Annotated in this window: 30 protein-coding genes and 1 pseudogene; 20 read left to right on the forward strand and 11 right to left on the reverse strand. The window is 34.3% G+C overall.

The annotated features are described in order from the left end of the window. The first annotated feature begins 51 nt into the window (after positions 1–51). Positions 52–474 carry a hypothetical protein gene (locus ACMZ42_RS16515; protein WP_370080262.1) on the forward strand — a complete coding sequence of 141 codons (423 nt, stop codon included), beginning with the start codon at positions 52–54 and terminating at the stop codon, positions 472–474. Between the two features lie 208 nt (positions 475–682). Here the strand turns inward: ACMZ42_RS16515 and ACMZ42_RS16520 are convergent, their stop codons facing one another. Then, positions 683–1594 (reverse strand): DMT family transporter, encoded by a 912-nt coding sequence (locus ACMZ42_RS16520; protein WP_415732066.1) that lies wholly within the window; start codon positions 1592–1594, stop codon positions 683–685. 119 nt (positions 1595–1713) lie between these two features. Between ACMZ42_RS16520 and ACMZ42_RS16525 the strand changes: the two genes are divergently transcribed. Together ACMZ42_RS16525 and ACMZ42_RS16530 are read left to right on the forward strand one after the other, a co-directional pair. Continuing rightward, positions 1714–3129 (forward strand): PLP-dependent aminotransferase family protein, encoded by a 1416-nt coding sequence (locus tag ACMZ42_RS16525; RefSeq protein ID WP_415732067.1) that lies wholly within the window; start codon positions 1714–1716, stop codon positions 3127–3129. Positions 3130–3149: 20 nt separating this feature from the next. Beyond that, on the forward strand, positions 3150–3776 hold the full coding sequence (locus ACMZ42_RS16530; protein ID WP_370080256.1) for a DUF3267 domain-containing protein: 627 nt from the start codon (positions 3150–3152) through the stop codon (positions 3774–3776). 300 nt (positions 3777–4076) lie between these two features. Here ACMZ42_RS16530 and ACMZ42_RS16535 read toward each other — a convergent pair whose 3' ends face one another. Next, complete coding sequence (locus ACMZ42_RS16535; protein ID WP_415732094.1) at positions 4077–4526, reverse strand: putative iron-sulfur cluster-binding metallochaperone; 450 nt, start codon at positions 4524–4526, stop codon at positions 4077–4079. Between the two features lie 359 nt (positions 4527–4885). Between ACMZ42_RS16535 and ACMZ42_RS16540 the strand changes: the two genes are divergently transcribed. The 3 genes from ACMZ42_RS16540 (at position 4886) to ACMZ42_RS16550 (ending at position 6242) form a co-directional block, all read left to right on the forward strand. Beyond that, entirely contained in the window at positions 4886–5059 is a 174-nt protein-coding gene (locus ACMZ42_RS16540; protein WP_415732068.1) for a hypothetical protein, read from the forward strand. A gap of 129 nt (positions 5060–5188) precedes the next feature. Next, positions 5189–5677, forward strand: a complete 489-nt coding sequence (locus ACMZ42_RS16545; RefSeq protein WP_415732069.1) for a dihydrofolate reductase — start codon at positions 5189–5191, stop codon at positions 5675–5677. Between the two features lie 88 nt (positions 5678–5765). After that, complete coding sequence (locus tag ACMZ42_RS16550; protein WP_415732070.1) at positions 5766–6242, forward strand: GNAT family N-acetyltransferase; 477 nt, start codon at positions 5766–5768, stop codon at positions 6240–6242. An 817-nt stretch (positions 6243–7059) separates the two neighbouring features. On the opposite strand, the gene ACMZ42_RS16555 is transcribed toward ACMZ42_RS16550, so the two are convergent. After that, positions 7060–7965: a DMT family transporter gene (locus ACMZ42_RS16555; protein ID WP_415732071.1), complete on the reverse strand. Its 906-nt coding sequence runs from the start codon at positions 7963–7965 to the stop codon at positions 7060–7062. Between the two features lie 207 nt (positions 7966–8172). On the opposite strand from ACMZ42_RS16555, the gene ACMZ42_RS16560 reads away from it, so the two are divergent. The 5 genes from ACMZ42_RS16560 (at position 8173) to ACMZ42_RS16580 (ending at position 12819) form a co-directional block, all read left to right on the forward strand. Continuing rightward, positions 8173–8658, forward strand: coding sequence for an Lrp/AsnC family transcriptional regulator (locus ACMZ42_RS16560; RefSeq protein WP_415732072.1), 486 nt, complete (start codon positions 8173–8175; stop codon positions 8656–8658). A gap of 81 nt (positions 8659–8739) precedes the next feature. Then, complete coding sequence (locus ACMZ42_RS16565) at positions 8740–9309, forward strand: histidine phosphatase family protein (protein ID WP_370080248.1); 570 nt, start codon at positions 8740–8742, stop codon at positions 9307–9309. A 140-nt stretch (positions 9310–9449) separates the two neighbouring features. Next, entirely contained in the window at positions 9450–10664 is a 1215-nt protein-coding gene (locus tag ACMZ42_RS16570; RefSeq protein WP_415732073.1) for a phosphoenolpyruvate hydrolase family protein, read from the forward strand. 108 nt (positions 10665–10772) lie between these two features. Further along, positions 10773–12032, forward strand: a complete 1260-nt coding sequence (locus tag ACMZ42_RS16575; protein ID WP_415732074.1) for a Tm-1-like ATP-binding domain-containing protein — start codon at positions 10773–10775, stop codon at positions 12030–12032. Next, entirely contained in the window at positions 11998–12819 is an 822-nt protein-coding gene (locus ACMZ42_RS16580) for a phosphoenolpyruvate hydrolase family protein (RefSeq protein WP_415732075.1), read from the forward strand. Before ACMZ42_RS16575 ends, ACMZ42_RS16580 begins: the two co-directional genes overlap by 35 nt. A gap of 302 nt (positions 12820–13121) precedes the next feature. Here ACMZ42_RS16580 and ACMZ42_RS16585 read toward each other — a convergent pair whose 3' ends face one another. Further along, positions 13122–13304 carry a hypothetical protein gene (locus ACMZ42_RS16585; protein WP_370080241.1) on the reverse strand — a complete coding sequence of 61 codons (183 nt, stop codon included), beginning with the start codon at positions 13302–13304 and terminating at the stop codon, positions 13122–13124. Between the two features lie 360 nt (positions 13305–13664). Next, on the reverse strand, positions 13665–14225 hold the full coding sequence (locus tag ACMZ42_RS16590; RefSeq protein WP_415732076.1) for a hypothetical protein: 561 nt from the start codon (positions 14223–14225) through the stop codon (positions 13665–13667). Between the two features lie 376 nt (positions 14226–14601). Here ACMZ42_RS16590 and ACMZ42_RS16595 point away from each other — a divergent pair, with 376 nt between their 5' ends. Then, positions 14602–14856: a hypothetical protein gene (locus ACMZ42_RS16595; RefSeq protein ID WP_415732077.1), complete on the forward strand. Its 255-nt coding sequence runs from the start codon at positions 14602–14604 to the stop codon at positions 14854–14856. Positions 14857–14983: 127 nt separating this feature from the next. Here the strand turns inward: ACMZ42_RS16595 and ACMZ42_RS16600 are convergent, their stop codons facing one another. The 3 genes and pseudogenes from ACMZ42_RS16600 to ACMZ42_RS16610 form a co-directional block, all read right to left on the reverse strand. Further along, a complete protein-coding gene (locus tag ACMZ42_RS16600; protein ID WP_415732078.1) occupies positions 14984–15403 on the reverse strand; it encodes an HXXEE domain-containing protein in 420 nt (139 codons plus the stop codon). A 133-nt stretch (positions 15404–15536) separates the two neighbouring features. After that, entirely contained in the window at positions 15537–15686 is a 150-nt protein-coding gene (locus ACMZ42_RS16605) for a YjcZ family sporulation protein (protein WP_370080233.1), read from the reverse strand. Positions 15687–16121: 435 nt separating this feature from the next. Continuing rightward, positions 16122–16355 (reverse strand): annotated as a pseudogene (locus ACMZ42_RS16610) (LysE family transporter); the annotation flags it as partial. Positions 16356–16543: 188 nt separating this feature from the next. Here ACMZ42_RS16610 and ACMZ42_RS16615 point away from each other — a divergent pair. Then, positions 16544–17101 carry a helicase gene (locus ACMZ42_RS16615; protein WP_415732079.1) on the forward strand — a complete coding sequence of 186 codons (558 nt, stop codon included), beginning with the start codon at positions 16544–16546 and terminating at the stop codon, positions 17099–17101. Between the two features lie 207 nt (positions 17102–17308). Here the strand turns inward: ACMZ42_RS16615 and ACMZ42_RS16620 are convergent, their stop codons facing one another. Then, positions 17309–17944, reverse strand: coding sequence for a GDSL-type esterase/lipase family protein (locus tag ACMZ42_RS16620; RefSeq protein WP_415732080.1), 636 nt, complete (start codon positions 17942–17944; stop codon positions 17309–17311). 337 nt (positions 17945–18281) lie between these two features. On the opposite strand from ACMZ42_RS16620, the gene ACMZ42_RS16625 reads away from it, so the two are divergent. Continuing rightward, positions 18282–18536: a hypothetical protein gene (locus ACMZ42_RS16625; protein ID WP_415732081.1), complete on the forward strand. Its 255-nt coding sequence runs from the start codon at positions 18282–18284 to the stop codon at positions 18534–18536. 778 nt (positions 18537–19314) lie between these two features. On the opposite strand, the gene ACMZ42_RS16630 is transcribed toward ACMZ42_RS16625, so the two are convergent. Continuing rightward, positions 19315–20082 (reverse strand): MerR family transcriptional regulator, encoded by a 768-nt coding sequence (locus ACMZ42_RS16630; RefSeq protein ID WP_415732082.1) that lies wholly within the window; start codon positions 20080–20082, stop codon positions 19315–19317. A gap of 392 nt (positions 20083–20474) precedes the next feature. Here ACMZ42_RS16630 and ACMZ42_RS16635 point away from each other — a divergent pair, with 392 nt between their 5' ends. The 3 genes from ACMZ42_RS16635 to ACMZ42_RS16645 all read left to right on the forward strand — a co-directional run bounded on the left by ACMZ42_RS16635 (position 20475) and on the right by ACMZ42_RS16645 (position 22770). Further along, positions 20475–21869, forward strand: coding sequence for a hypothetical protein (locus ACMZ42_RS16635; protein WP_415732083.1), 1395 nt, complete (start codon positions 20475–20477; stop codon positions 21867–21869). Positions 21870–22277: 408 nt separating this feature from the next. Further along, positions 22278–22508: a DUF3953 domain-containing protein gene (locus ACMZ42_RS16640; protein ID WP_415732084.1), complete on the forward strand. Its 231-nt coding sequence runs from the start codon at positions 22278–22280 to the stop codon at positions 22506–22508. Between the two features lie 91 nt (positions 22509–22599). Continuing rightward, on the forward strand, positions 22600–22770 hold the full coding sequence (locus ACMZ42_RS16645) for a hypothetical protein (protein ID WP_415732085.1): 171 nt from the start codon (positions 22600–22602) through the stop codon (positions 22768–22770). Positions 22771–22853: 83 nt separating this feature from the next. Here ACMZ42_RS16645 and ACMZ42_RS16650 read toward each other — a convergent pair whose 3' ends face one another. After that, positions 22854–23186 (reverse strand): hypothetical protein, encoded by a 333-nt coding sequence (locus tag ACMZ42_RS16650; RefSeq protein WP_370080213.1) that lies wholly within the window; start codon positions 23184–23186, stop codon positions 22854–22856. A gap of 357 nt (positions 23187–23543) precedes the next feature. On the opposite strand from ACMZ42_RS16650, the gene ACMZ42_RS16655 reads away from it, so the two are divergent. The 3 genes from ACMZ42_RS16655 (at position 23544) to ACMZ42_RS16665 (ending at position 26080) form a co-directional block, all read left to right on the forward strand. Beyond that, complete coding sequence (locus ACMZ42_RS16655; RefSeq protein ID WP_415732086.1) at positions 23544–23969, forward strand: acyl-CoA thioesterase; 426 nt, start codon at positions 23544–23546, stop codon at positions 23967–23969. 11 nt (positions 23970–23980) lie between these two features. Continuing rightward, positions 23981–24355 (forward strand): DUF423 domain-containing protein, encoded by a 375-nt coding sequence (locus tag ACMZ42_RS16660; RefSeq protein WP_370080209.1) that lies wholly within the window; start codon positions 23981–23983, stop codon positions 24353–24355. A 411-nt stretch (positions 24356–24766) separates the two neighbouring features. Continuing rightward, positions 24767–26080, forward strand: a complete 1314-nt coding sequence (locus ACMZ42_RS16665; RefSeq protein WP_370080207.1) for an SPFH domain-containing protein — start codon at positions 24767–24769, stop codon at positions 26078–26080. The last annotated feature ends 6 nt before the right edge of the window (positions 26081–26086 follow it).

Here is a 26086-nt window from a genome sequence, read left to right on the forward strand (position 1 = left end):
TTTAAGTTAGGTAAGTCCTTTCTTTCATATGTAATTCATTAGGAGGTAGAAATGGCCACTTTATATGATAGATCATATGGTGCTTCAAAAGTAAGTCTTGAATTATTAAATATAGAAAGTGATTCTATTTCAAGTGATATAAAGATTATCCTCAATTGTGGTGCACATCAATTGGATTTTAAATTTCCCGTTCTACGGAGTGACCTTGAAACTTTATCTATACTGATTTTAAATAATTGGGATGAAATTTTAAGGGTCGGTGTATGGGACTCAACGGAACCTGCGTTTTCATTTTCACTCCAGGAGAATAAAAGCGAGCTAGTTGACGAAAAGATTTATCAATTTCAATTTTGGATAGATGCAGGAGAATTTTATTCACATAGATGTACTCGTTCTGGTATTGGTATTACAATCTATCAGGATAGAGAAGCCATTGAACAGTTTGCTTTGCAGGTGAAAAGTGAATTAAACTAAAGTGAAACCGAGTTAACTCATAAAAATTTGAGTACTCGGTTTTCTATTTGTGTGGATTGAACTGCACTACTTGTTATGTGAGCACTTAGTAAATACTTCTAAAAAGGTTGTCAACAGTCTATTGATCAGCGAGTCTAATAGACTTTAACTTCTTTCAGCCATTCCGGACGCAATTATACTGAGACATAAGATTATGCGATCGAGCCAGTTAGTGTAAACGCTGCGCATTCTTATCATCTTTCATAATATCTTCTTTCTTTATATTTGCAATAAATACACCTACTAAAGTAATCAAACCACCTGTTATGGCAGAAAAATGCGGAACTTCACCAAGCCAAATCCATGCGATAAGAAATGCAAAAACAGAGGTTAAATAAAGCGTACTTGTTGCTTCAGCTGCTCCTGTTCGCGAAGTAACATAAGCTAGTGTAAAATAAGGAATGATTGTTGGAAAAATTCCAAGATACAAAATGACTAATGTTGCATTTAACGGGGCATCCATTATTGCTTCACTTAGGCCAGGTGAGAATAGTAACATAAAAATAGTACCTGACCAAATGGCGTACATCGTAAAGGGGATAGCGCCGTATTTTTCTAGATAACGATGTTGAAAAACAAAGTAAATACTTTCTGAAAGAGATGCTATTAAAACGATAATAATCCCAGTATTAAGAGAAAAACTTTCAGTTGTACCTCCTACAGAAATAAATGCTACACCACAAAATCCAACAAGTGAACCAAGCCATCCCCATAGTCCAAGCTTCTCACGATAAAAAAATACAGCTAACAGAGCAGTGAATATTGGAGTTGTGGAAACAAGTAAACTTGCAACCCCAGCACTTATCGTTTGCTCTCCATAATTTAGTGCTACTTGATACACGGTGAAACCTAAAAAGCCAAGTAATAAAATAATGGGGATATCTTTTAACGCAGGCAAAGGGGTTTTTGTAATAACTGCTATGATTATTAAGACGAATGAGCCGACTAATAATCGTAAAAGTGAAATATGCTCAGGTGAATAGGCCGTTAATGCCACTCGAATTCCTGGAAAAGCTGATGCCCATAAAATGATTGTTATGAAATGAGCGGAAATAATCTTAAGATCTAATGTTTTTAACATGAATACACCTCGTTATCCAACCAATTAAATTTATGATTTCAATATTAATAGGATTTTGGTAAAATTTCTCCAACAGGTTAAAATAAAAAAAACCAACCAGTATAGAAAAGAGCGTACATATGAAAAAACCAAAATATCAATTGATTATTGATTTTATAAAAGAAAAAATTGCTAAAGGGGAGTGGGCGATCGGAAGTCCCATACCAAGTCAACGTAATTTGGCAAAACAGTTTGAGGTTAATCGTAGTACAGTCATAACGGCATTAGAGGAACTAATGGCAGATGGGTTACTAGAAGGTAAAGTAGGAAAAGAAACAGTCGTCACCAACAATACTTGGACTTTGATGGGGGCAAAATCCTCGACTAACTGGAATGAAAATGTCAGATTAGGCATTCATAAACCTAGCGTTTCGATGGTGCAGGAGATTAACGAAGCGGAATCGAATACGAATCTTATTCAATTGAGTAAAGGGGAGCTATCACCAGAGATGTTCCCTTTAGAAGAGATGAAAGTCATTGTTCAAAAGGTATCGAATCAATTAACCTCTTTTGGCTATGAAGAGCCAAAAGGAAATATAAAATTACGGCAAGCCATTAGTGACTATTTAAAGGTAAGAGGGGTCGAAGCGTCTCCGTCGTCCATTCTTGTAGTGTCTGGTGCGCTCCAAGCTTTACATCTAATATCGATTGGACTTCTAAAAAGAGGTTCGACGGTGTTGTTAGAAATGCCGTCTTATCTTTATTCGTTGACTGTTTTTGAGTCTGCGGGTATGGAGTTGCAAGGATTAGCGATGGACAATGAGGGGATTATCATCGATTCCATTTATCCGACGAAGGAAAAAGGAAAAAATATTTTATATACGATTCCAACCTTTCACAATCCAACAGGCGCCTTAATGCAAGAAGAGAGACGAGAGAAATTAATTGCCTATTGTGAAAGAGAGCAGCTGCCAGTTATAGAAGATGATGTGTACCGTGATTTATGGATTGACAACCCACCACCTAAACCACTGAAAGCAATGGACCTTTACGGAAATGTGTTATATGTTGGAAGTTTATCGAAAACCCTTAGTCCAGGATTACGAATTGGTTGGATAGTTGGCTCGGAGTCAGTCATCAATCGATTAGCAGATTTAAAAATGCAATCCGATTATGGATCAAGTACTCTTTCACAACTCGTTGCTGCGGAGTGGTTATCTAGTAATTTCTATGATGATCACCTTGATAAAGTAAGAGAACAACTTAAGGTTCGTAGAAAAGTTGCTTTAGATGCACTGGATAAATATTTGAGTCCTTACGCATCGTGGGACATCCCAAATGGTGGTTTGTTCATATGGGTGAAAATAAAGCCTGAGTTTAAAGTAAAAAGGCTATTTGAGAAAGCATTATCCGACAATATTCTTCTAAATCCCGGTAGCATTTATGCTGAAAAAACAGGACAATTTATACGAATCTCCTATGGGTATGCTTCACTCGATGAAATGAAGGAAGGGATTTTCAAATTAAGTGAAATTATTAAAAACAATAGATCGTAAAAATGGAATGGAGAGGTTAAATGAAAATACTAAACAAATTACCAAAAAGTAACCCAAATTTACATGAAGACTTAATTAACAATGGCTGGATTCCAATGAAAGAACCTAAAAATTTAACTAGTGCTATATTGTTATCTATCCCTTTAATGATTATCGCTTCAATGATCTCTATTGGGGTAATAAATATTTTTTCTAGTATCTCTTTGAGAGATTTTGGATTTACATCTGGTGGAATATCAATAACCATTAACTTAAGCGTTATTTTGGGGATCGTCTTACTATTAATCATTCACGAATTACTTCATTTGATGTTCATTCCTAATTTTATGAAATCAGAAAAAACTTCTGTAGGGCTTACTCTATTCGGGGGTTTTGTCATTACGGAAGAAGAGATATCGAAATCAAGATATATATTCATTACGATTGCACCTTTTATGATACTTTCAATAATTTTCCCACTAATTTTTAGTGCATTTGGACTTTTATCAACGACATTAAAGTTCCTAATCATACTAAACTCATTGGGATCGTCAGTTGATTTACTAAATCTTCTTCTAATAATGAAACAGGTACCGAAAAATGCAACTTTAAAATGTAATGGACCAAACACTTATTGGAAAAGCGCTAAGACTGAACAAGAAGGGTAAAGATAACGAATAAATCAGTAATAGAAACATTGAAAGAGGAAGAAGAAATGAAATCAACCCGCATGTTTAGTATTTTAAATTTATTAGTTAATCATCAAAAAATCACTGCTTAAGAATTGGCTGAAAAACTTGAAGTGTGTGGGCGCTTTGCTTGGCTGACGCTTCGCTTTCGCACAGAGCAAAGCTTCCTTGGGGCGTCCGTAGCCTCTTCACAATGATTCAAAAAAGTCCTAAAAGCCCTGTTTTATAAAGGCTTTTAGGACTCGCGACTTATAACTTTTTTCCACTAAAGAAAGATGGTTAAGCTAGACCTTTTATATATTTAGTAACATTCCCTAAACAACAACTACCTTGTGGATTGTTTACCTCACAGCCACAACGGTTTTCTTTTATATTTGCACGAATATGTTCTAATGGATTAGGCGTAAGCTCATTTTCAACATATTGTTTAATTTTTTCTTTAGTCCAATCAAAACAATAACAAACCGGTGTACTTAATGAATCATCCTTTTGATGTACATCTACCTTTATATCAGATAAATGGTACTCCTTATTGCTCGTATCAAAATAAACGACATGACAATCTTTAGTAGCACAAAAATAGTGATTTTCCATAGCGTTTATTGATCCTAATACAGATGGTTTCATCATTGATTTAATAGTTATTAGCTGTACATTTTTAGCTTTATTATTGCAAGAGGGACAAATATTAGTGTTTTCATTTTTAAGGCTACTGCAACAATGTTCCATAGTCATTCCACCTCGTATATTTTATTTTCAGCCGCTAAAGGTAAATACCCGGAATTAGTACTTAATACACCTTATTTAAAGTATAAACCATGTACTCAGGTAAAGGGGAACGGAAATTCATTTGCCACATTAGTGAAACATAATATTGTCAAGACAGTGAACACGCAACGAGCTCAGCGTAATAATTCTTTTTTGAAAATAATTAACTGTTATTTTACAATGAAATTAATTCCAAAAGAATAAGCGAATTATTTAGGGCGAACTACATTCTGATTTGTTAGAAGGTCTAACAATTGGGATGCAGTTTAAATTGTCGTCTAGGTTTTATAAAATAAAATACTTTTAAGGTGATAAATATTATGTTTTTAGGATTTGAATGGCTCTCTAAAAAATGGGGGAAAAGAAAAGTTTCGGAGCGGTTTCTTCAAGCAAAATTTACTGAAAAAGGTAAAGGGATTACGATTACTACATATGCTATTGATTTATATATAATATCGATTCCTTTAGAAGTGAAAAAATATAATTCACTTTAATTTCTTTTGGCTGGTGTCCAAACATCCGCTGAAATAGAGGAACTTGGGCTAAGAACGCCACGTCCTTGATTAAAGCAACGAAAAACAAGTTAAAATGGATTAAAACCAGAAATAAAGGCTGTGAAGATATTGATTATTTCACTTATTGTAGCTATGGACAAAAATAGGGTTATTGGTAAAGATAATAAGCTACCATGGAAATTGCCAAAAGAATTGCAGTATGTAAAGAAAACTACTTTAGGACATTCGCTTATCATTGGCAGAAAAAACTTTGAATCTATTGGAAGAGCATTACCTAGAAGAAGAAACATTATTTTAACAAGAGATATGAACTATTCTGTTGAAGGCTGCGAAATTGCGCATTCTACTGATGATGTATTTAAAATGTGTGAAGATGAAAAAGAAATTTTCATTTTTGGTGGTGAACAAATTTATAAATTGTTCTTGCCATATGCTAATAAACTGTACGTTACAAGAATTGATTTTGAATTTGAAGGGGATACATTCTTTCCTGAATTAGACTTTGCAAAATGGAATGAAATTTATGTACAAAAAGGGATTACTGATGAAGAAAATCCATACCCTTATTTTTTTCACATTTACGAAAGAGCTGAGTAATTGTTATTGAACTAACGATGTAGTTTAGTGAAATATGGACTTTGATGATAAAATATACTTATCTTAATGCAGAGAGGTATATGGGGAAATGAATATTATGAAATTTGAGGAAGCTGACATTGAAGAAATTGTTTCTTTGTTCTATGAAACAGTTCATTCAATTAATTTAAAAGATTATTCACAAACAGAATTAGATGCTTGGGCACCAAAGGAAGAAAAAGAGTTAAAGATAGATGCTTGGAAGATTTCATTAGGTCAGAACATATCTTATGTCGCAAAAATTAATGATAAAGTAGTAGGCTTTTGTGATATGACGCATAGCGGGCACCTAGATAGACTGTATATTCATAAAGATTTTCAAGGTCAAGGTATAGCTACGGCTTTAGTTGATAAACTAGAAGACGAAGCGAAAAAATTAAATCTATTTAAAATCGATACAGATGCAAGTATTACAGCTAAACATTTTTTTGAACATAGAGGTTACAATACTATTTGTTCACAAACTGTTGAACGAGAGGGTGTTAAATTGACCAATTTCAAAATGATAAAAAAAGTAGAATCTTAATTTTGTGTTCTTCTTTAACTAGTGGGGCTTTAATTAAATATTCGATTCGCGAAATATTAAACCAAAAAGACAGAGTTCACTGAAACGTTATGTATAATATAGGATCGTAAAGGAAATTGTAGGGAAAAAACCGGAACAAATTGAAGACTTAGGTGATGTGTAATGTGCCTATATTCACGCAAACACGTAAGCTTAAGAGGTGATTTGTCGATAAGAGCAATCACCTCTTAAGCTTACGGTGCAGGTAGTTTTAATAAGAGTCTCGTCATAATAATGCGCTTTTACAATTAAAAAATGGTCTATATATACATGGTTTTATTTAGACAGTGCACCAGCAGCGTTTTTCTGCAAAATTCCAAAAAGGCTTATAGCAACTGAGTTCATACGCCTTTACATAATACTTTTTTTATTGTGGTTGAGTTAAACATCGGAATTTTGATTATTATATTTTAAGTTTTTTAACTTAATAATGAATAGAATTATGACTAAAATCATCAGAAATAGACCTAGATAGAGTAGCCCTTTTCCTAAGGGATAGTTTATTGCATATTCTTTTTGAAATTCCAATAGCTCTTTACTACTTATAGAATTAATATCTTGTAAAGGGATAAGGATTGTTTGTAATATATATCCAATTACTATTGAACAAAATGATAAAAAAATTATGCTGAAAAGTGTTATCTTATTAAAAATAAATCGCATAATGTCACCTCAATTTTTTCTCTATATCTTTCATAGACGTTTTCATTCAATAAAGGTTGTTCAATACAAAAAAGCTCCCAAAGCAAGGTTCGGGAACTTCTTATTTATAAATGACCTAGACTTGAAGTGGGATTTTTTTTAATTGATTGGTTTTTGTTTTAAAATGCGAAAATAAAAAACATCCAATAATAACAATCAATCCCCCGATCCCTTGCGTCCAAGATATGCTCTCTCCTAAAAATAAAAGCGCTAGAAGTGCAGTGAAAATCGGATTGAAATTAAGGAAAACACCGGATGTTGTAGCCCCTAATTTTTGAATTCCAATGCCCCAAAGTACCATACAAACGACAGTGGAAATAAACCCTGTATATAAAAGTGATAGTATAAAAGAATGATTAACATTAGAAACGGTAAAATCCCTAAGGTTAAATGGCAATAGGATAAGAAGTCCAAATATTCCTGAATACAAAGTTGACATTAGTGGCGAGGCAGTTTTCATTGCCCATTTATTACAAACAGAATAAATTCCCCATACACATACCGCTGCAAGCATCCATAAATCACCCAAATTAAAATGAAAAGACAATAATTGGCTGATATTGCCCTTCGAAAGTACGAGTAGAACACCGAACAACGAAAGTAGCATTGAAAGTGCTTGAAGTATATTCATCTTTTCCTTTAGAAAAACAATTGAAAAAATCGCAATTGAAATTGTATTTAAAGTTGAAATAAAGCCAACATTCGTCGACGTAGTTCTTTCCAATGCTAAAAATTGAAAGATATTGAATAATACCACACCTGTAACGCCCATTAACAATAAAGGCAGGAGGGCATTTCGAGAGGGAAGCAATCTTTTTTCTTTCCACCATACCATTGGAAGAAGCGCAGCGACGGCAATGATCCATCTTAAGCTCGTCAATGTTAACGGAGATGCATGATCAACAAGGGATTTGGCAACTACAAAATTGCCTCCCCAAAGTAAACTAGTTAAAAGCATTAGTAAAACATAGATATTCGGCAATTCACGATCTCTCCTTTGTTTCTCATATGTATAATTGATTTTTTAGATAAAAGAATAATAACATTTTTATCTTTTTAACTGTATAATATTTTGTGTTATGAATAAAAAACAAAATAACAGTAAGAATAACTGGTTTTTTCAGAATATAATTAATAATTGCTGCCAAATGTGGCTGAAATTTCGAATATAAAAAAGGGGGAAAAATGCATGAAAGATGTTGAAAGAAAATTATTAGATAGTATTGATACTCAATTACTAGATATTTTGCAGAGAGAGGTCCAGATAAGTAATGCAGAGATAGCGAGACGGGTGAATTTGTCCCCACCAGCAACCCATACAAGAATAAAACGTTTAGAAAGTGAAGGGTTTATCGACAAACAAGTTGCCATTTTAAATCAAGAGAAGCTGGGATTCGATTTACTGTGCTACGTATTCATGAGTACAAATATTCATCAAGCTAAGGAATTAGAAGCTTTAGAAAAGGCCTTAAAAACAATGCCGGAAATCTTAGAATGTCATTGTTTAACAGGAGAGTATGATTATCTTTTAAAGGTTGTTATTCGAGATCGAAAAGAATTAGATCGCTTTATAAGAAAATTAAATAGACTGGGCATATCCCGCATTCAAACGAACTTATCTTTACGAGAAGTTAAATATTCAACAGTCTTACCTATATCAGAGGATGAACAGTAGAAGTTTTTCCGAGCAATTTGGTTTTTGGCTTGGTCACAGAAATGGGTTTGGTCAAAAAAATTAAGCACGATAGGAGGCATTATGAAAACATTCATTTATATGGTACGACATGGAGATTCACCGAAAGACGGAAATGAGAGAACGAGACAATTAACTGAAAAAGGTAGAATAGACGCACAACGAATAACTGATATTCTAAAAAAAGAGAGAATTGATACTGTTATCTCTAGTCCGTATAGTCGTTCAATCTTAACTGTTCAGAAAGTAGCTGAACAAATAGCAAAAGAAGTAATTGTATTTGAAGACCTTAAAGAGCAAACATTTATTGTTGGTGATAAGCGAATATCTGACAAGGAATTATTCCCTTTATTAGAAAAGTCATTTTCTGACCCAACCTATGCTTTAGAGGGAGGTGAGTCAAATGCTGACTGCCAGAAACGTGCTATAAATGTTTTAAAAGAAATATTAAATACATATCAAGGACAGAAAGTAGTAATTGGCACACATGGTGCAGTTATGACTTTAATGATGCGGTTTTATGATAGTAAATACGATCTGAACTTTTTATTACATACAACAAAGCCAGACATATACAGAATGGAATTCGATGGGCAAGAATTGGTCGATGTAAAGAGATTATGGGAGATTTAAGTGAGGGTTTTTATTAGTTCTAAAAGCTGAACTATACTGCCATTTAAGAAGAGTTTTGAATTAAATACTAGTGATTTTTGCCGTATTTTAAAAGTTAGGAAATCCGTAGTAAACAATGTATTAGTAGAGGTGAAAATTATATGGAGGACAAGCTAAATAATAAATATGAAATAAAAAATAATATAAGAAAACAAATTAATAAAAATAAATATATTTTAGGTGTTGCTGCTGGTTCTGGAATGACGGCTAAATACGCAGAACAAGGCGGCGCAGATTTTATTTTAGCTCTAAATTCAGGACGATTCAGATTAATGGGTGTAAGTTCATTAGCCGGTTTCTTACCATATGCAAATAGTAATGATGTAGTAATGGATTTTGCAAGTAAAGAGATCATTCCTATGATCAAAAAAATTCCAGTTTGTTTTGGTTTATGTGCTACAGATCCAACAATTGAATTAGATTGTTATATCGATTTAATTAAGCAAAGAGGATTTTCGGGCATTAATAATTATCCAAGTATAGGTTTAGTAGATGGGCTTTTTAGAGAAGCTTTAGAGGAACAAGGGATTACTTATGATAAAGAGGTAGAAGCTATTCGTATCGCTAATGAAAAAGGGCTGTTTACAGTGGCCTTTGTATTTAGCGAAGAACAAGCAATAAGTATGATAGAGGCCGGTGCAGATATAATTTGTGTTCACTTAGGTCTAACAAATGGCGGATCACTTGGAGCTAAAAAGATTTTATCTTTACAGGCTGCCAAAAGGTTGGCGGTAAATATTTTTAATAGATGTAATGAACTAAATCCTAACATTATTAAAATGATTTATGGAGGCCCGGTTAATAAACCAATAGATGTTCAATATATGTATGATGATACTACTATTATGGGTTATATCGGAGGTTCTGTGTTTGAAAGGATTCCAAATGAACAAGCTCTCATACATATTACGAAATCATTTAAGCAAACGAACGATTTTCAGTTGGATGATTTAATCGGTAAAATTACTGATGGTCTAGGAAGTCAAGCTGATTATATTAATTTTATCAAGAAGTACATTAGTTTACATTATATGGATGAAATATCATTGAATGAAGTGGCAGAAATATTAAATTTGTCTCGTTCTTATTTAAGCACATTATTCAAAAAAGAAGTGGGTATTTCATTTACAGAATATCTTATTAAATTTCGACTTAATAGGGCAATTGAAATATTAAAATTAGAAAAATTACCACTAAATAATATTGCCGAAATGGTAGGTTATCCCGATTATACTCACTTTAGTAAAATATTTAAAAAATATAAAGGTGTATCACCTCAAAACTATATAAAAAATAACAAAGAGACAATTTTATAGAACAAAAGCACATTAACTCGCCTAAAAGAAAACGGTATTATGAAATGGAGTAATAAATGAAACCGCTTTCTTATATGATTTTAAAGATCAAGAAGGGAGAGAGTTGATATGAAAACAATTGCTTTGGCTGGAACATTTGATTCAAAAGGAAAAGAATATTTATATGTAAAAGAGTTGATAGAATCGTTAGGTTTTAATACTTTTACGATCCATACAGGTGTTTTTACTCCAGCATTTGAGCCTGATGTATCAAATGCTGAAGTAGCTGCTGCAGCTAGAGAAGATATACAAGAAATTGCAGCAAAAAGAGACCGAGCAAATGCAACCGCAGTTCTTGCAAAAGGGATGGAAGTGCTTTTACCGAAATTGTATGAAGAAGGTAAATTCGACGGTGTACTATCCTTTGGAGGTACTGGAGGGTCATCTATTGTAACAACTGGCATGAGGGCATTACCAATTGGTGTTCCTAAAGTAATGGTTTCAACAGTCGCTTCTGGCAATACGGAGCCGTATGTAGGGACTAGCGACATTATGATGATTCCGTCAGTAGTAGATGTAGCTGGTTTAAATGTAATTTCGACAAAAATATTTGCGAATGCAGTATTTGCGATAGCAGGAATGCTTAACTTTGAAAATAAAACTATAGAGAAAAAGAAGCCTCTTATTGCCGCAACTATGTTTGGAGTGACAACACCTTGTATTAATCAGGCTAAAGATTTCTTGGAAGCTAAAGGATATGAGGTATTAATTTTCCATGCAACGGGTGTTGGTGGTCGTACAATGGAAAATTTAATAGCTAATGGTTTTATAGATGGTGTTCTTGACATAACAACTACTGAATGGGCCGATGAGTTAATTGGGGGTGTATTGAAAGCTGGACCGCATCGTTTAGAGGCAGCTTCAAAAAAACAAATTCCTCAAGTTGTATCAGTGGGTGCAATAGATATGGTGAACTTTGGTCCATTTGATTCTGTCCCTCATAAATTTGTAGGAAGAAAATTTTATAAGCATAATCCGACAGTAACTTTAATGCGTACATCTGTTGAAGAGAACAAGCAAATAGGTGAAGTGATTGCTGAAAAATTAACTTTAGCTAAAGGGTACACGGCATTATTTTTACCGTTAAAAGGGCTCTCAGGTCTTGATGTTGAAGGACAGCCTTTCTACGGTTTAGAGGAAGATAACATGTTATTTGATACATTAAGAGAAAAGGTTGACCAACATAAAGTGGAAATGATTGAAATCAATGCGGATATAAATAGCGAAGAGTTTGCACTAGCTTCAGCGAAAAAATTGATTGAATTAATAGAAAATAAAGCGAGGGACAACGATTATGTTACAGAGACAAGAAATATTGAATCGTTTTAAAGAAGAAATTAAAAAAGGAAATATTCTTCTAGGTGTTGGCGCGGGTACAGGAATTACAGCTAAAAGTAGTGAAGCTGGGGGAGCAGACATGTTGATTGTCTATAACTCGGGTCGTTATAGAATGGCTGGTCGTGGTTCACTAGCAGGTTTATTATCATATGGTGATGCTAACCAAATTGTCGTTGAAATGGGTAATGAGGTATTACCCGTTGTAAAGGATACCCCAGTACTAGCAGGTGTTAATGGAACAGACCCTTTTAAAGTGATGGGAGTTTTCTTAAAGCAGCTGAAAGATCAAGGGTTTAGTGGCGTTCAAAATTTTCCTACAGTTGGATTAATTGACGGTGTTTTTCGTCAAAATCTAGAGGAAACAGGAATGGGCTATGATTTAGAAGTAGATATGATTAGAGAAGCTCATAAATTAGATTTACTAACTACTCCATATGTTTTCGATGAAGAGCAAGCAAAGAAAATGGCTGAAGCGGGTGCTGATATTTTAGTGGCTCACATGGGATTAACAACAAAAGGAACGATTGGTGCACAAACTTCATTAACTTTAGATGACTGTGTCGATCGAATCCAAAAAATTATACATGCTGGGAAATCTGTAAATCCTGATATATTAGCGATTTGCCATGGAGGTCCAATTGCAGAACCGGAAGATGCTGCTTATATTATTGAAAGAGTAGATGGAATTGTTGGATTCTTTGGTGCGTCTAGTATTGAAAGATTTGCTGCAGAAAAAGGAATTAAGGAACAAACTGAAGCTTTTAAGGGTATAAAATAATTAGCTCGTTTTCTCTCACGATAGCCTAGTCACTCATAAGTAAACATGAGTGACTTTTTTGTATGCTACGAAACCCTCTTGCTATGCGAGGGGATTTAGAAAGAAAAAGTGAACTGTAAGAGATAGAGCGAATGACGTGTTGAGCTGACGTTCAAAAAAACTTCAACTAAAGGATGTCCGAAATATTGGCAGTGAAAAAGAACCGGAAAAGAGGTTATTAATTTGTGTAGGTAAGCTAAGAGAATCTTGAGAGAAAATGTGCAATAGTAATAAGAAAAGCGTTGCAATAAAGCAACGCAAGTTCAAGAAATTCTAGACAACTTTACAACACTAGAAATAAAACCAATCAAACCGCAAATAAAGAAAATATATGCTACTAGCATTGACATACTTTCTAAGTTGTTTGTAAAAATTCTATATCCTCCAACTGTACCTAATGCCAAACCACTAACCGAGCTAAGTAATGTTCTATTCTTTTCTGTCAAAAAAACACCTCCAATAATTGGATTGATAATATGTTAACATAAATCTTGTTGTTAGTTAACTTATTTTAGGAGATTTTTCCTTGAAGAATGTCATGCAAGCATTATGAATACAGGTTATATTATAGGTGCATTTTTCTTTTAACTGGTAGTTTTAAGTTGTTCATGCACAGACTGAGTAGCCGAGGCGGTCCGGTATTTAGTCAGTTTGCAGATGATACTATACATATGAATTATGAATTATAAGTACATTCTTTAGGGTTCATACTAGTGGGTTTGATTTTTATATTACCGGAATATGTAAATAAAAGATTAAAGGAAAGAAGGTAAAAAACACTAGAAATATTTATGTTTCTGAGAATATTATCGAAGTAAAGATAAAAAAGAAGAAACAGCATAAATCATCACACCAATACCTATGATTGCCAATCCCATATCGATCAGTCTCAAATAGCTCGATTCTTTTTGCATCTCCTTATAATTACTTATCGTCAAAAATGCACCAGTCATCATTATGACCGCACAAGCAATATACGAAACAATTCCCCCGCCATCAATCTTACCTTGATGGATGATTGTCATCGCTATGTAGTTTATACCAGACACAACTGAAAAAGACGATATTTCCTTCTTTTCTAATTTTCTAGTATTCTTTTTCGATACTTTATACCATTGCTTCACATCTTCTTGCGACATATACTGCTCAACAATAGCTTTTACTTGTTCCTCATATTTTTTTCGAACTTTGACTGTATAAAACGCTATGTATACTTCATCATTTTTTTTCGAGCGGAATCTTCCAGACGATTGCCTTAAAATATCTTTGATCCCTAGTTCAAACGGAACGCTACTTCTCTTTAAGTGTTCGATAATTGCCGGGAAAGCATCTTCTGAATGTCCAACTAATATTTTCTTTTTAAACAAACTCAGCACCTCTTACGAAATAAGTTAAATACGCTTAATTATACTATTTCGTTAGACCTTTCCAATAATCCAAAATATAACATTCCCTTTAAATATCTAATGCTATTTAGCAACAATCTTTGAGAAAACAGTCTTAAATTACATGTGAATATGTTTTTATAAACTAATCAACTTAATTGGTGGGAATAAAATCTGTATGTATGGAATGGACTTAATTTTTTTATAAAAATCCACGGCATTTATACAAAAGACAGCGGTTTGGGTGAAGACTATTTACTACATCAGATACATATTGAAAATAATTAAGAAAACGAGTGAATCAACATATTTTTTTGAATATAATGTTTGAAACTATAAGAATTAGGGAGATGGTGAAGTGAGCGAAATAGATAAACGAAACAGATTAAGTGAAGAAGAACCGTTTGATTATCAAATAACGAAAAAAGGAACGGTTGTCATATATTACGAAGGGAAACAAATTAAAACTGTAAAGGATAGGGAGGCTGAGCGTCTTATTGCGAGGATCAAAGAAGTTGAAGATAATCTAACAGCCGTACAGTTATTATTAGCTAAAATTACGGGTAATTTTAAGCGGGGAAACGAGAAGTTTGGAAAAAATAAAAGAAAGTAAAACAAAGACTTTACTCCCTAAATTTACGAAGGTGGTTAAGTGAATAAAAAAATGTGCAGGCTGAGTAGTTATTAATACCGTAGGACAGGAAAGTCGCCTACGGTACAAAGTTTATTATCTAGAAGACTTAAATTAACCTGTTTAAAAGATAAACAGTATAGGGGGTAACAAGAAAAAGTGTTGTATAAAGGCCGGGAGTATATGTCTTTAAAATGATTGTTTGTAAGATATGCACAAGATTATGTAAGAGAACGAAGCATAAAAAAGAAATAAATAATATTGCTGTCCAATTATTTTCTATAAATTGAACTTTAAAAAATACAATACTTGAAGTCACTAGAAAAATAAATACATCTCTTTTAGCAAATGAATGTGAATTGATATTCCAAAACTTCCAAATTAGCAGTTTTAAATTGTTATTAGTGTTTTTAACTAGATGATTTGTTTTTTGAGACCAGTTTTCAACAGTTATTATTTCTTCAAAATCATGAAGCATAAAAATAACAACAAAAAGCCAAATTGCGTTGTGTAATTCAATCTGAAACATTTTTAGTGTAACCTCCGCTGTTGTATTAAAATAATGTGTATTTTTACATTAGCATTGATTACAAAAAATGTGAAATAATCTTATTGAATAAAAGGGTCACCAGGCTGGGGGGGCGACCCTTAAATCGAAAATGTTAATACTCTCTATTCATAAAAGTAGCGCCGATAATAATTAGAAGTATAAATAGAACTACAATTAAGGCAAATGTTGAACCATTACCATATCCGCCGCCGTAATAGCCGCAGTTATTAATTCCACCAACATTTCCACCATAGTATCCCATAAAGCACACCTCCTTTCTACAATATATAATATGTTAGCTGTAGAGAAGGAGTGGGGTGTTAAACCATGCAGTTATAGGCATTAAAAAATATTTTTTTGTTAGATAAGAAAATAAAAAAGGGTCACTTGGGATAGGAGTGACCCTCAGTAAAACCTTCGGAGGTGTAAGGCTAAATTAGCTTTACCTTACTATTATTATGAAGTGATAGCTATGTTTGTATAGTGAATTGCCTGTGAAATAGATTAAAAAATAAAAAAGCCGTAGCGTCTTCACATGCTACATAAACTAATGAACAATATGAGAGACATGTTTAATAAAAGAAGTGGATAAATAAGAAAGCAGTCCTCTCAATTTGAAAGGACTGTTCAATAAAAGTGAACTATTTAACATTCAATATAACATTTTTATAATAGGGGGCATTTTTATATAAATTTATTAAGGGGCTTTCGTTTGAAGCAACTTTATCCCCATTCCAATAAATATCATTCCGGTTATCTTATTCAGGATCATTCCTACCTTTTGGTTTCCTCTTAGTTTTTTAGTAATGTACGAAGAGAAATAAGCAACAAATAAGCACCATAGTAGTCCAGTTGCTTTAAAAGTAAGTCCTAAAATTAAAAAAGCCATAGGACCCGATGCCTTTACATCTATAAACTGTGGGAGAAACGCATGATCCGGTGTTTGCAGAAGCAACGCACCGTTTATGAATTGAAATATCGCATTAAGGAATACGCAAAATTAAATCAACAGCACAGGTTAGTTAACAAGGGAAATTATTGGTGATTGTAGAATAACTAAATATAATCTTCTATATTGTATTTTCAAACTGTTACCAAATTTGATAGGAGTGACTACAATTGTGTTTTGAAAATAATGAAATATACCCATGTTGCCCATTTATTACCAGAAAGGTGGAAGTTGGTGGCCTTACTAAATCACAGCTTATTCAGAAATTGCAACAGTACTCTATCTTGATGAATGAGTATGGAGAGAAGTTATTTACTGATGATAAATTTACGACTTCTGATAAGAAGTACAGCCTGCAGACTGTTGAACTAACTGTTGGAGACCTTGGCTTTCCTGATGGAGCTAATACGGATCGAATCTTTAAAAGAGCTGAGGAACTTGGTTTGAAATTATGTCCGCTTGAGCTGGGACCTCACCTAAGGATGGAGTATCTGGATCAAGCTGAAGGTTATTCAGGGAATTCTTTACAGCAACAACAAGCTCCATCTGGTTCCATAACAATAGCATCCGAAAAACTAACTGAAGACGATCATTTTCCGAAAGGTTTCTATCTTAGACGAATTAATGGAGTTTTATGGCTTCGTGGATACTGTGCAGATCATCTACACGTTTGGAATCCTAACGATCATTTTATCTTTTGTCAAAAAGACACTACAAGGAAAGACTAAAGAATTTGAAAATGTGAATAAGGTGAATGCGTTGTGATTTTCCTGAAAAAGGAATTAAAAATTCCGTCATTTCCATTTCTGATATGGTTCAAAGATTCATTTTTATTACATTGTAAGAGGCTGACAATGATAGTCAGCCTCTTGCTAGAAAAATAATAAGTAATAGCTTAAAACAAACAGGATTAGATTAACTGACAGCCATTAGCCTTATAAAGGGGAATATCCGAGCCTACTTAGAGCTAATGCCATTTGATAGTATCCTCTACTATTAGGATGAATTCCTCCTGATGATAATAAAGCTTTTTCATTCCCCTTAAATACACTATAGATATCAGCTACTTTAACATTCAATTCCCGACCAAAACTGTTAATTAATGAATTAAACGCTCTAATGCCCTCATCTGCTATAGGAATATCGCTAAATGGATTGTATAAATTCTGTAACCGTAAAATATATTTATCTTGTTTGTCTAGATGGTGAATTTTTTCTAATATTTTTGAGATGTTTTTCCCTGATTGCTTAATAGCTCGAGATATACTTTCTTCATTTTTACTTATTCGAAATTCTTTAGCAGCGTTTATTAAATCATTCCCTCCAGCTGTTATCGTGATGATATTTGCACACTTTACAGCTTCCGTCACAATCGGGGCATTAAGCATAGCTAAAACATCCTCTGTCGTTGCTCCTGACCTTGCATGTTTTTGATAAGAAATACGCTTTTTTAAAATTTGCTGGCTTAGACATCTATAATATTCAACAAATCCAGGGTCCAAAAACGGAACGCCGATACCTACAGTAAGTGAATCGCCTATCGCAAGATAACGTAAATGATTGAAATCCATATTTCACCTCAACTGATTAGTTATGTTCTTATAATATTCAGTAAAAGATGAATGTGGAAACGATGCCTAGACAAAGTTAGCATTAAGCGAGGGCAAACATTAAAAAGCAATTGAATTGATAAAGGTTGAGGAAAAGCAACGAAAAGAGTATGAAAATCAACTCAAAATGATCCTATGAGGTTGCAGAAGGGCACTCTAATCACTTCAAGGTCACTTTTAAAACAGTTCAAACTAATCGACTTGATAGTAACGACTAAAAGAAGAACAACCAATTTTTTATGAAAAAATATCAAAGAATCGTTATCAAGACGTATAACAATTAAGAAGGCTACTAATAATGGTAACTACAACTGCAATGGCGCAGGCTTTACCAAAACACATGGATGTTGACCGTTTAATGCGACTAGCTATGGCTACAATTTGTACTACACCAGTACTCAAATATGTAGATGTTTCTAGTTTACTAGGTACAGAGGCTGACGAAACGATTAAAACCGAGGTAGCAGAGGATATGAACGATGTTATTGACGTTATGGATTACTCAGTAATTGAAGATGAACCTACTCAAGAGGAATTAATCATTGAACAGTAATATACAACACAAAGTCCATCTGCTGCTGATAAGGTAAAACTTGTCGTTTCTTGCGCTTACCCGGGAAATTATTTTTTATTTCATACCACGCAAAGTCCTTCTCCTGTAGGAATATCCAAACAGGAGAAGGATAAATCAGACGTTAGGTACTAGATTAGATCACTAGGTATCCAAACTATTGTTATCAAAGTAAGTGGTAGTTTTGCAGTAGAAAGCTTTCTATAGCAGACCTCATTAGTACATTATTTATCTAGCTTTTCAGCTATACTGTTTAGAATTCGAGTTTGTTCATTATGTATGCTAATAATTTTGAATACGAACCAAACGCCAAATACTAAGGGGACAACATAGAAAATTATTAGAAAAAGAATAGGTAAAAGAGCAAATAATACTTCCATAATTGTATAAAAACCTCCTTTTTGGATTATTATACCTTAATATTATATGGTTTGTATGTCAACTTGTCGATTGAATATTTCTAGTATTTGTGGATTTTGTAAATAAGTCCAAAGTAGAAAATTTGAATATTGCGACACGAGGAGAGGCGAATCATGAAAGTATTTCAGCAAAATATCTTAGGGGATGAGGACGAAATTATTTCTGATGTACCTGTGATTGTTTTTCAAAATCGTAAGGAATGTCGTTAACATTGCTGAATGTGAAGATGTAGAAGGTGGATGGGATAACGACGATTTAGATGTAACTATTGATGATTTTAAGTATGAACTTATCATAGGCATGATGTAGGAGCCTTGTGCCCCTACAAATAGAGCTATTTTTATTCCATTACTTCTTGCTTCATATAAAACTCTATTGCTTGATTAAACCATTTTTGTTCATCCTCTGTAAAAGGAGAAGTTGTCATATATTCAAGTTCTTGAATATCCAGTTCTTCCACATTAGTATCAGCTAACTTTTGTATTAAATCGTCACCAAGAAATGAAAAAATTGAATCTAAATAGTTTTTGACCATCTCTTGTACTTTGGAGTCATCTATAGGTTTACCATATAATTGTTTCATTTCTTTAGATAATTGAATAAATGTTTTATCCAAGGTAATTTTATCTTCCTCTGATTTGATTGAAAGCTCTTCTGTGATGTCCGTTAAACTATGGCGTTCCATCCATTCTTCATGTTTATGTTCTACTTTCATATTGTATATAAGGCTAAATAATATCGTACTATCTACTTCTCCTTCTTCTTCAACTAACTTTATTACTCTTTTTATTGCTTGCATTGATTGTTCAATTTTTTCCTTTTCACTTACTAAAGCATTTAAATGCAGAGATAAACTTTCATTCAAATCAACGTTAAAACTTGCCTCATGTAACAAATTAGCTATTTTATCTAGGCTATACCCTAGGAATTTCAGGCTAATAATTTTTTGTAAGGTAATAATATCTTGAAAATAGTAAGTGCGATGCCCTGAAGATGGATTCTTTTCGGGTTGTAATAAACCAATTTCATCATAGTAATGCAAAGTAGGAATTGGAATTCCTGTCTTTTCTGAAAATTCACCAATAGAAAACTTTTTATCCTTATTCATCAAAATTCCTCCTATCTAAAGTATAGGTTTATCATATAACCTAAAGTAACTTGAGGTTCAAGAGGAAATTTTAAAAAGTTCTTGAATAAATGTTGTAAAAGTTACAAATGTGATAGATGTTACAAACGGTGCATATGTTACATTCGTTTACTTCGTGCATTAACTAAACAAATGAGAGATAATTGGGGTAGGGGAGGTAACAATATTTTACTAATCTGGTATTTAGCATTTCCTTAATATTAGGGAAAGACAGACTGACGACCAACCTGCGCTTGGCAGACTAGTTCGGAGCGCGACAAACTTGGCCGACCCATATTTAGAGATTGTGTGACTTAATTAGTATAGAAATCTAAATATTAGTAATGTGATGAATGAATCGAGAGGTGAAAAAAATGGCAGTATTAAACACAGTAAACGAAGCATTAAAATTCTTTAACGAACAATTCCCAGAAGGTTCTTCTTATAGAGGAGCTGAAGAAGCACAAATTGCACAGGGGCGAGTTTTCGAAGGGCGAGCAGTTCCGGGAGTTGGTTTACAACGCATGGGATGGCAAATTCAATTCTTGACAACGCTTTACGACAAAATTGGTCCAAATCATTCAGATTCTTATCGAGTGATGAGTGCAATCGTTAATAACTTAAATATCTTCTATACAACACCTATTCATACTAAAACAGAGGCCACAATTGAAATTCCGAGTGGTAGTACAGCTTGGGAAGCGGGGGTTGTTGAAATTGATCCAGGTTATCCAATTATGTTAGTAGCATTATCTATGCTTCGTAAATCAACTCATGCGTATAATAATTTAGGTGTAAATGGTTCAGGAGATTCACAAGCAGCATACTTGAATACAGCACTTACTCGACACTATCAAAAAATACTATATCACTGCCAAAATTCGGGTCACGGTAAAACTCTTATGACTGATTCGGGATCATTTGGTACAACAAGTCCAACTATTCGTTCATTCAAAACAGCTGATGGATCAACTTTTAAAGTGGCTAATGGTGTTGTTAATACTACGTATGCGATGTTAGGTTCTTTAGCTTACTATCATGACGTTGTTCTTGGCCATTCTCAAACTGAAGTTGAAAAAGATCCTCTTTATACAAATATCTTTAACGCTGGAGTTAATTTGATTAACGCTTTTGGTAACGCCGTTGATTCGAATTCTGTTTCGATTGCAATTGGTGGTGGTGCTAAAGGTACTACTTGGGCACAATTGCGAGCACCGTATGTTTCATCAGGATATGATTCATATGTAGGTGCATCTCTTGTTTGGCTAGGTCATGGTGTTGTTCCAACAAATAATATTTATGTACTTACAGAATCGAGTCTAGTTACTTCATCTAAAAAACTAAGCAACTATTACAAGAATTATGTACTTGCTAACAGATCAAAAGCTCTGATGGCTATGGTCCCATTAACTAATGGCTCACCAGCTACTTTATCTGGATCTACTTTCACGGCTGCCAAAACATTCTTTGGGACTCAAACTCCAACTAGTGATGATGTTTTAAACCTTACTGGATTAATTAATGATCATCCGTATTCAACAGGATATTTATATACATTCGCTAATAACGGAGATTCAGAATTCATTCACAAAGTCGATAAAGCGGTACGAGAATCTGGTGAAGGTTTATGGAGAAGTACAGTTGAGATGGGAACAACTTCTTCAATCGTTGCTTATGGCCGACGAGGTGAAGCAGCTGGACATCGTACATTATCTGGTTTAGCCGGACTTCTTCAACGTGGTATCCCAACAGTGACAAACGGGCAGTAATATCTAATTAAGTATAATACCTAGTCTGAAATAGAAACATTAAGTCACGTTCATTTGAGCGTGACTGTTTTTTTGCTCTGAAAAGTGAGTGTCGGGCAGTTTCCCTCTTGGCTGCTAGAGCAATGGAACGTATCATTTTAAACAATTGGTAGTGTGAAATCGGAGGTAGGATAGCAAGGGTTTTCCTCCCTTGGTATTTATGAAATCCTAAATATTAGGAAGAGACAGACCGACGACCGATCTGCGCTTGGCAGACTAGTTCGGAGCGCGACAAACTCGCCGGCCCATAGTTTTTAAGAGATTAGGTATCTTAATTAATATAAAAGGCTAAAAATTTACAGTCATTTCCACGACCTCTTTGTTAATGTATGATAAATAAAAATGAAATTTAAAGAGGAGTGGAAAGGTATGTTGAAAATTTTACAAATTGTTTTTGCAATCATAGTAATATCTCTATCAGCTTATGGACTTATCACACGTGATTACCAACTGAACTTCCTAATGATATTCTTCTTAGGTTTATTTATGTTAACTTTAGGAATTAAAGAATTTCAAAGAGAGAGAAAAGCTTATAGTTGGTTACTAATTGGGGTATTTTTATTTTCAGTATATGTATCTATTCAAAGTTTGGTATTGTAAATAAAGGAGTGGTTATAGATGGCTACTACCATTACGGATCATGGAAATCAAAGGCTCCGAGGTTATGGGGCGTTGCATCGATGGATATACAATGTCGTTGTATACGATTTACATGGTCAATGGAAAGTTGCCAGAGTACCGTAGAGGCAAGGATTACATGGATGATACGTACCAAAAGCAATTAGCTGCTCGAATCGATGCTTATATGTTTGACTTAGGGCTAACTTACGGCAAGCTTTTAACAAAGCTTATAAACAGGTAAAGCTGCCAAGTGTTGCAGTGCCGTTCATTAGTTATGAGGACTGGAGAAAAAAATCTAGTGGAGAGGGAAAAAAGCAAAAGGTGTTAATCTTCCTTTTGCTTAATTTCTAAAAATATTGAGAAACTAACTGCAATAATCATTACTATAGAAAAAATAATTGAAGAAGTGGATTTAAAAGAGACTGATGTAATCAATAAAGCAAGAGAGCAAATGATAATGGCTATACGTAATAAAATATTTGTACTTTTACTAGGTTTAAAAAAATCATCCAATACACCAAGAATAATAAAAAGTCCTATAAATATAAGATATTCATATAGAAGTATGGGTTCTAAATATTCTGGACTGAACCTAGTTAACTGAATCGCAGAAATGAATATAAGAATGTATTTTGTAAATTTAAAAATGCCTGACAAAGTATCACCTCATTTTTAATGATAGGTAACTAAATAATGTAAGTCTAGATTAATTTAGGAAAAATTCGGTCCAAGTCACTACATTATTTTTTTGAGTGACTTTTTTCTTTTTTATCCTTTGCACCTGCCCGGTGTTATATAATTTTATATTTTTTGTACCCAGTGAACCCCAATTTGTACCCCAATTAAGCGGGATGCAACGGGTAAAAACAGAAACCAACATTTATTACCAAATTAATTTTTAAATAGAACTTCAAGATTTTATGAAATTAAAATTTTGTTATTTTCTTAATCAATAAAGCAAAAACACCGCCAAATCAATATTTTTACGCTATAATGTAGGACGAGGTGAAGAAAATGTTTGTTAGTGAAAAACAAATCGAAATTCGATATGCTGAGACCGACCAAATGGGCGTGGTGTATCATGCGAACTATATCATTTGGATGGAGATAGGCCGTTCTCAGTTAGTTAATGATGCAGGCTTTGAGTATGCTGAATTAGAGAAAGACGGTTATGTATCGCCAGTGATGGATTTATCCATTTCTTATAAGGCTGCTATGCATTATGGCCAAGCGGCAACGGTCCGTACATGGGTGGAAAAACACGATCGTTTACGTACAACATATGGCTATGAAATTTTACATGAAGATGGCACGATTGCAGCTACTGCTCAGTCCGTACATATTCTAGCTCAAAAAGATACGTTACGTCCGGTATCCTTAAGTAAAATTGATCCTGCATGGGATGCGAAATATAAAGAAATCGCACGCGAAACGAAATAGGAGAATCATACATGGAACTTTTATTGGCAATCGGTGCAATTATGGCTTGTCTTGGTGTCGTGCTAGGCGCTTTTGGAGCACATGCATTAAAAGATAAATTTGCGTCACCATACTACGCTACCGTTTGGGAAACTGCGGTGCAATACCATATGTATCATTCAATAGGTTTACTTGTGCTTGGTATTTTATCGAGTGAAGCCCTTTTAGGAGCTTCTAGTATGCTTTCTTGGGCAGGCTATTTAATGTTGGCAGGTATTGTGTTTTTCTCAGGTAGTTTATATGTATTAGCTGTTACAGGTGTGAAAAAGCTTGGAGCGATTACCCCAATCGGCGGTCTGTTATTTATCGTTGCCTGGGTGCTTGTGGCTATTACCGCATTATCTTAAGAAACGCTAAGATTCACTAAAAAAACGATATAGTATTTACAATACGATAGAGGTAGTTCCTTTGGAGCTATCTCTTTTTATAGAGAAGTTTAAAAAAAATGAAACAAATTATCCTTTTTATGCGTACTACATAATGATTAGATTAATTTTAACTTCTTTCGGCGAATGTCACTGATTCGGAAAGGAGTTCATATTGGATGATAGCCTAAAATTATCGCGTTCATGAGATAATGGCTAACTGGCCTGCATTGGTAAAAACGCTACACTCCTGTGGCAATACCGAAATGGCCGATATCGTGTCAGCCCTCATGCAGGTCTAAGGACAAAGCCGAATCCGGACGTCATTAAGCCGAGGCATAATTGATATGATAAAATAAATCTTAAGTATATAAGTTGAAGGTGGGAATAAATATGGGTTTATTAAAAGCAGGAGTTGGCGCATTAGCAGGTGTTCTAGAAGATCAATGGCGTGAATATTTCTATTGTGAGTCACTGTCAGCGGATGTTCTTGTGGAAAAGGGTCATAAACGTACTTCAAAACGAGGGTCAAATAAAGGCAATGACAACATTATTAGTAATGGTTCTATTATTGCTATCAATGAAGGTCAATGTATGATGATTGTAGAGCAAGGGAAAGTAGTGGAGTTTTCTGCGGAGTCTGGTGAGTATGTTTATGATACATCCACAGAGCCTTCGATAATGTATGACAATGATTTGTCCGAAGGTATAAAGGAAACATTCAAGCAGATTGGTAAACGCTTCACATTTGGCGGAGAACCTGCAAAGGATCAGCGTGTGTACTATTTTAATAAAAAAGAAATCGTAGGCAATAAATATGGGACACCAGCACCGATTCCTTTCCGTGTTATCGACCGTAACATCGGCCTAGATATTGATATTGCTATTCGTTGCCATGGCGAATATTCTTATAAAATTGTTGATCCATTACTATTCTATACAAATGTATGTGGAAACGTTGAGCGTGAATTTACAAGAGATGCAATCGATAGCCAATTAAAAACGGAATTAATGACTGCGTTACAGCCGGCTTTCGCACATATTTCAGCAAGCGGGGTACGCTATAGTGAAATTCCTGCACATACGGTTGCTCTAGCAGATGCCCTTAATAAAGTGTTATCGGAGAAATGGCTAGCAACTCGTGGTTTAGCAATTGTATCCTTTGGCATTAGTTCTTTAAAAGCATCAGAAGAAGATGAAGCAATGATTAAACAACTACAACGAAATGCAGTGATGCGTGACCCGGGTATGGCTGCAGCTCATTTAACAGGTGCTCAGGCGGAAGCAATGATTGCAGCAGCCAATAATGATGGCGGAGCAATGGCAGGATTTATGGGCATGAACATGGCGACACAAGCAGGAGGAGTTAATGCAGGACAGCTTTACCAAATGAATGAGCAAAATAAACAGGCAGCTCAGCAAGCTCAAACACCGAATTCAGATACATGGAAATGTGCATGTGGCAATGAAAACACTGGTAAATTCTGCTCAAATTGTGGGACACCAAAACCTGCTGAGGAAGGATGGACTTGTACTTGTGGTGCTGTCAACAAAGGCAAATTCTGTAGCGAATGTGGTGCTAAAAAACCATCAGGAGCATTACAATACGTTTGCGATAAATGTGGTTGGCAGTCAGAAGATCCTGCAAACCCACCAAAATTCTGCCCAGAGTGTGGCGATGTGTTTGACGAGAATGATATTAAGTAAGGAGAT

It is taken from the genome of Lysinibacillus sp. NPDC056185, from assembly GCF_047737915.1.
GTDB lineage: Bacteria > Bacillota > Bacilli > Bacillales_A > Planococcaceae > Lysinibacillus.

Coding starts and splice junctions, on each gene's coding strand:
- ACMZ42_RS16525 (WP_415732067.1), top strand. CDS start 1,714: ATGAAAAAACCAAAATATCAATTGATTATTGATTTTATAAAAGAAAAA.
- ACMZ42_RS16645 (WP_415732085.1), top strand. CDS start 22,600: ATGTCGTTGTATACGATTTACATGGTCAATGGAAAGTTGCCAGAGTAC.
- ACMZ42_RS16535 (WP_415732094.1), bottom strand. CDS start 4,526: ATGGAACATTGTTGCAGTAGCCTTAAAAATGAAAACACTAATATTTGT.
- ACMZ42_RS16640 (WP_415732084.1), top strand. CDS start 22,278: ATGTTGAAAATTTTACAAATTGTTTTTGCAATCATAGTAATATCTCTA.
- ACMZ42_RS16520 (WP_415732066.1), bottom strand. CDS start 1,594: ATGTTAAAAACATTAGATCTTAAGATTATTTCCGCTCATTTCATAACA.
- ACMZ42_RS16605 (WP_370080233.1), bottom strand. CDS start 15,686: ATGGGATACTATGGTGGAAATGTTGGTGGAATTAATAACTGCGGCTAT.
- ACMZ42_RS16660 (WP_370080209.1), top strand. CDS start 23,981: ATGGAACTTTTATTGGCAATCGGTGCAATTATGGCTTGTCTTGGTGTC.
- ACMZ42_RS16635 (WP_415732083.1), top strand. CDS start 20,475: ATGGCAGTATTAAACACAGTAAACGAAGCATTAAAATTCTTTAACGAA.
- ACMZ42_RS16550 (WP_415732070.1), top strand. CDS start 5,766: ATGAATATTATGAAATTTGAGGAAGCTGACATTGAAGAAATTGTTTCT.
- ACMZ42_RS16540 (WP_415732068.1), top strand. CDS start 4,886: ATGTTTTTAGGATTTGAATGGCTCTCTAAAAAATGGGGGAAAAGAAAA.
- ACMZ42_RS16625 (WP_415732081.1), top strand. CDS start 18,282: ATGGTAACTACAACTGCAATGGCGCAGGCTTTACCAAAACACATGGAT.
- ACMZ42_RS16570 (WP_415732073.1), top strand. CDS start 9,450: ATGGAGGACAAGCTAAATAATAAATATGAAATAAAAAATAATATAAGA.
- ACMZ42_RS16655 (WP_415732086.1), top strand. CDS start 23,544: ATGTTTGTTAGTGAAAAACAAATCGAAATTCGATATGCTGAGACCGAC.
- ACMZ42_RS16530 (WP_370080256.1), top strand. CDS start 3,150: ATGAAAATACTAAACAAATTACCAAAAAGTAACCCAAATTTACATGAA.
- ACMZ42_RS16575 (WP_415732074.1), top strand. CDS start 10,773: ATGAAAACAATTGCTTTGGCTGGAACATTTGATTCAAAAGGAAAAGAA.
- ACMZ42_RS16580 (WP_415732075.1), top strand. CDS start 11,998: ATGTTACAGAGACAAGAAATATTGAATCGTTTTAAAGAAGAAATTAAA.
- ACMZ42_RS16620 (WP_415732080.1), bottom strand. CDS start 17,944: ATGGATTTCAATCATTTACGTTATCTTGCGATAGGCGATTCACTTACT.
- ACMZ42_RS16665 (WP_370080207.1), top strand. CDS start 24,767: ATGGGTTTATTAAAAGCAGGAGTTGGCGCATTAGCAGGTGTTCTAGAA.
- ACMZ42_RS16565 (WP_370080248.1), top strand. CDS start 8,740: ATGAAAACATTCATTTATATGGTACGACATGGAGATTCACCGAAAGAC.
- ACMZ42_RS16560 (WP_415732072.1), top strand. CDS start 8,173: ATGAAAGATGTTGAAAGAAAATTATTAGATAGTATTGATACTCAATTA.
- ACMZ42_RS16515 (WP_370080262.1), top strand. CDS start 52: ATGGCCACTTTATATGATAGATCATATGGTGCTTCAAAAGTAAGTCTT.
- ACMZ42_RS16630 (WP_415732082.1), bottom strand. CDS start 20,082: ATGAATAAGGATAAAAAGTTTTCTATTGGTGAATTTTCAGAAAAGACA.
- ACMZ42_RS16600 (WP_415732078.1), bottom strand. CDS start 15,403: ATGTTTCAGATTGAATTACACAACGCAATTTGGCTTTTTGTTGTTATT.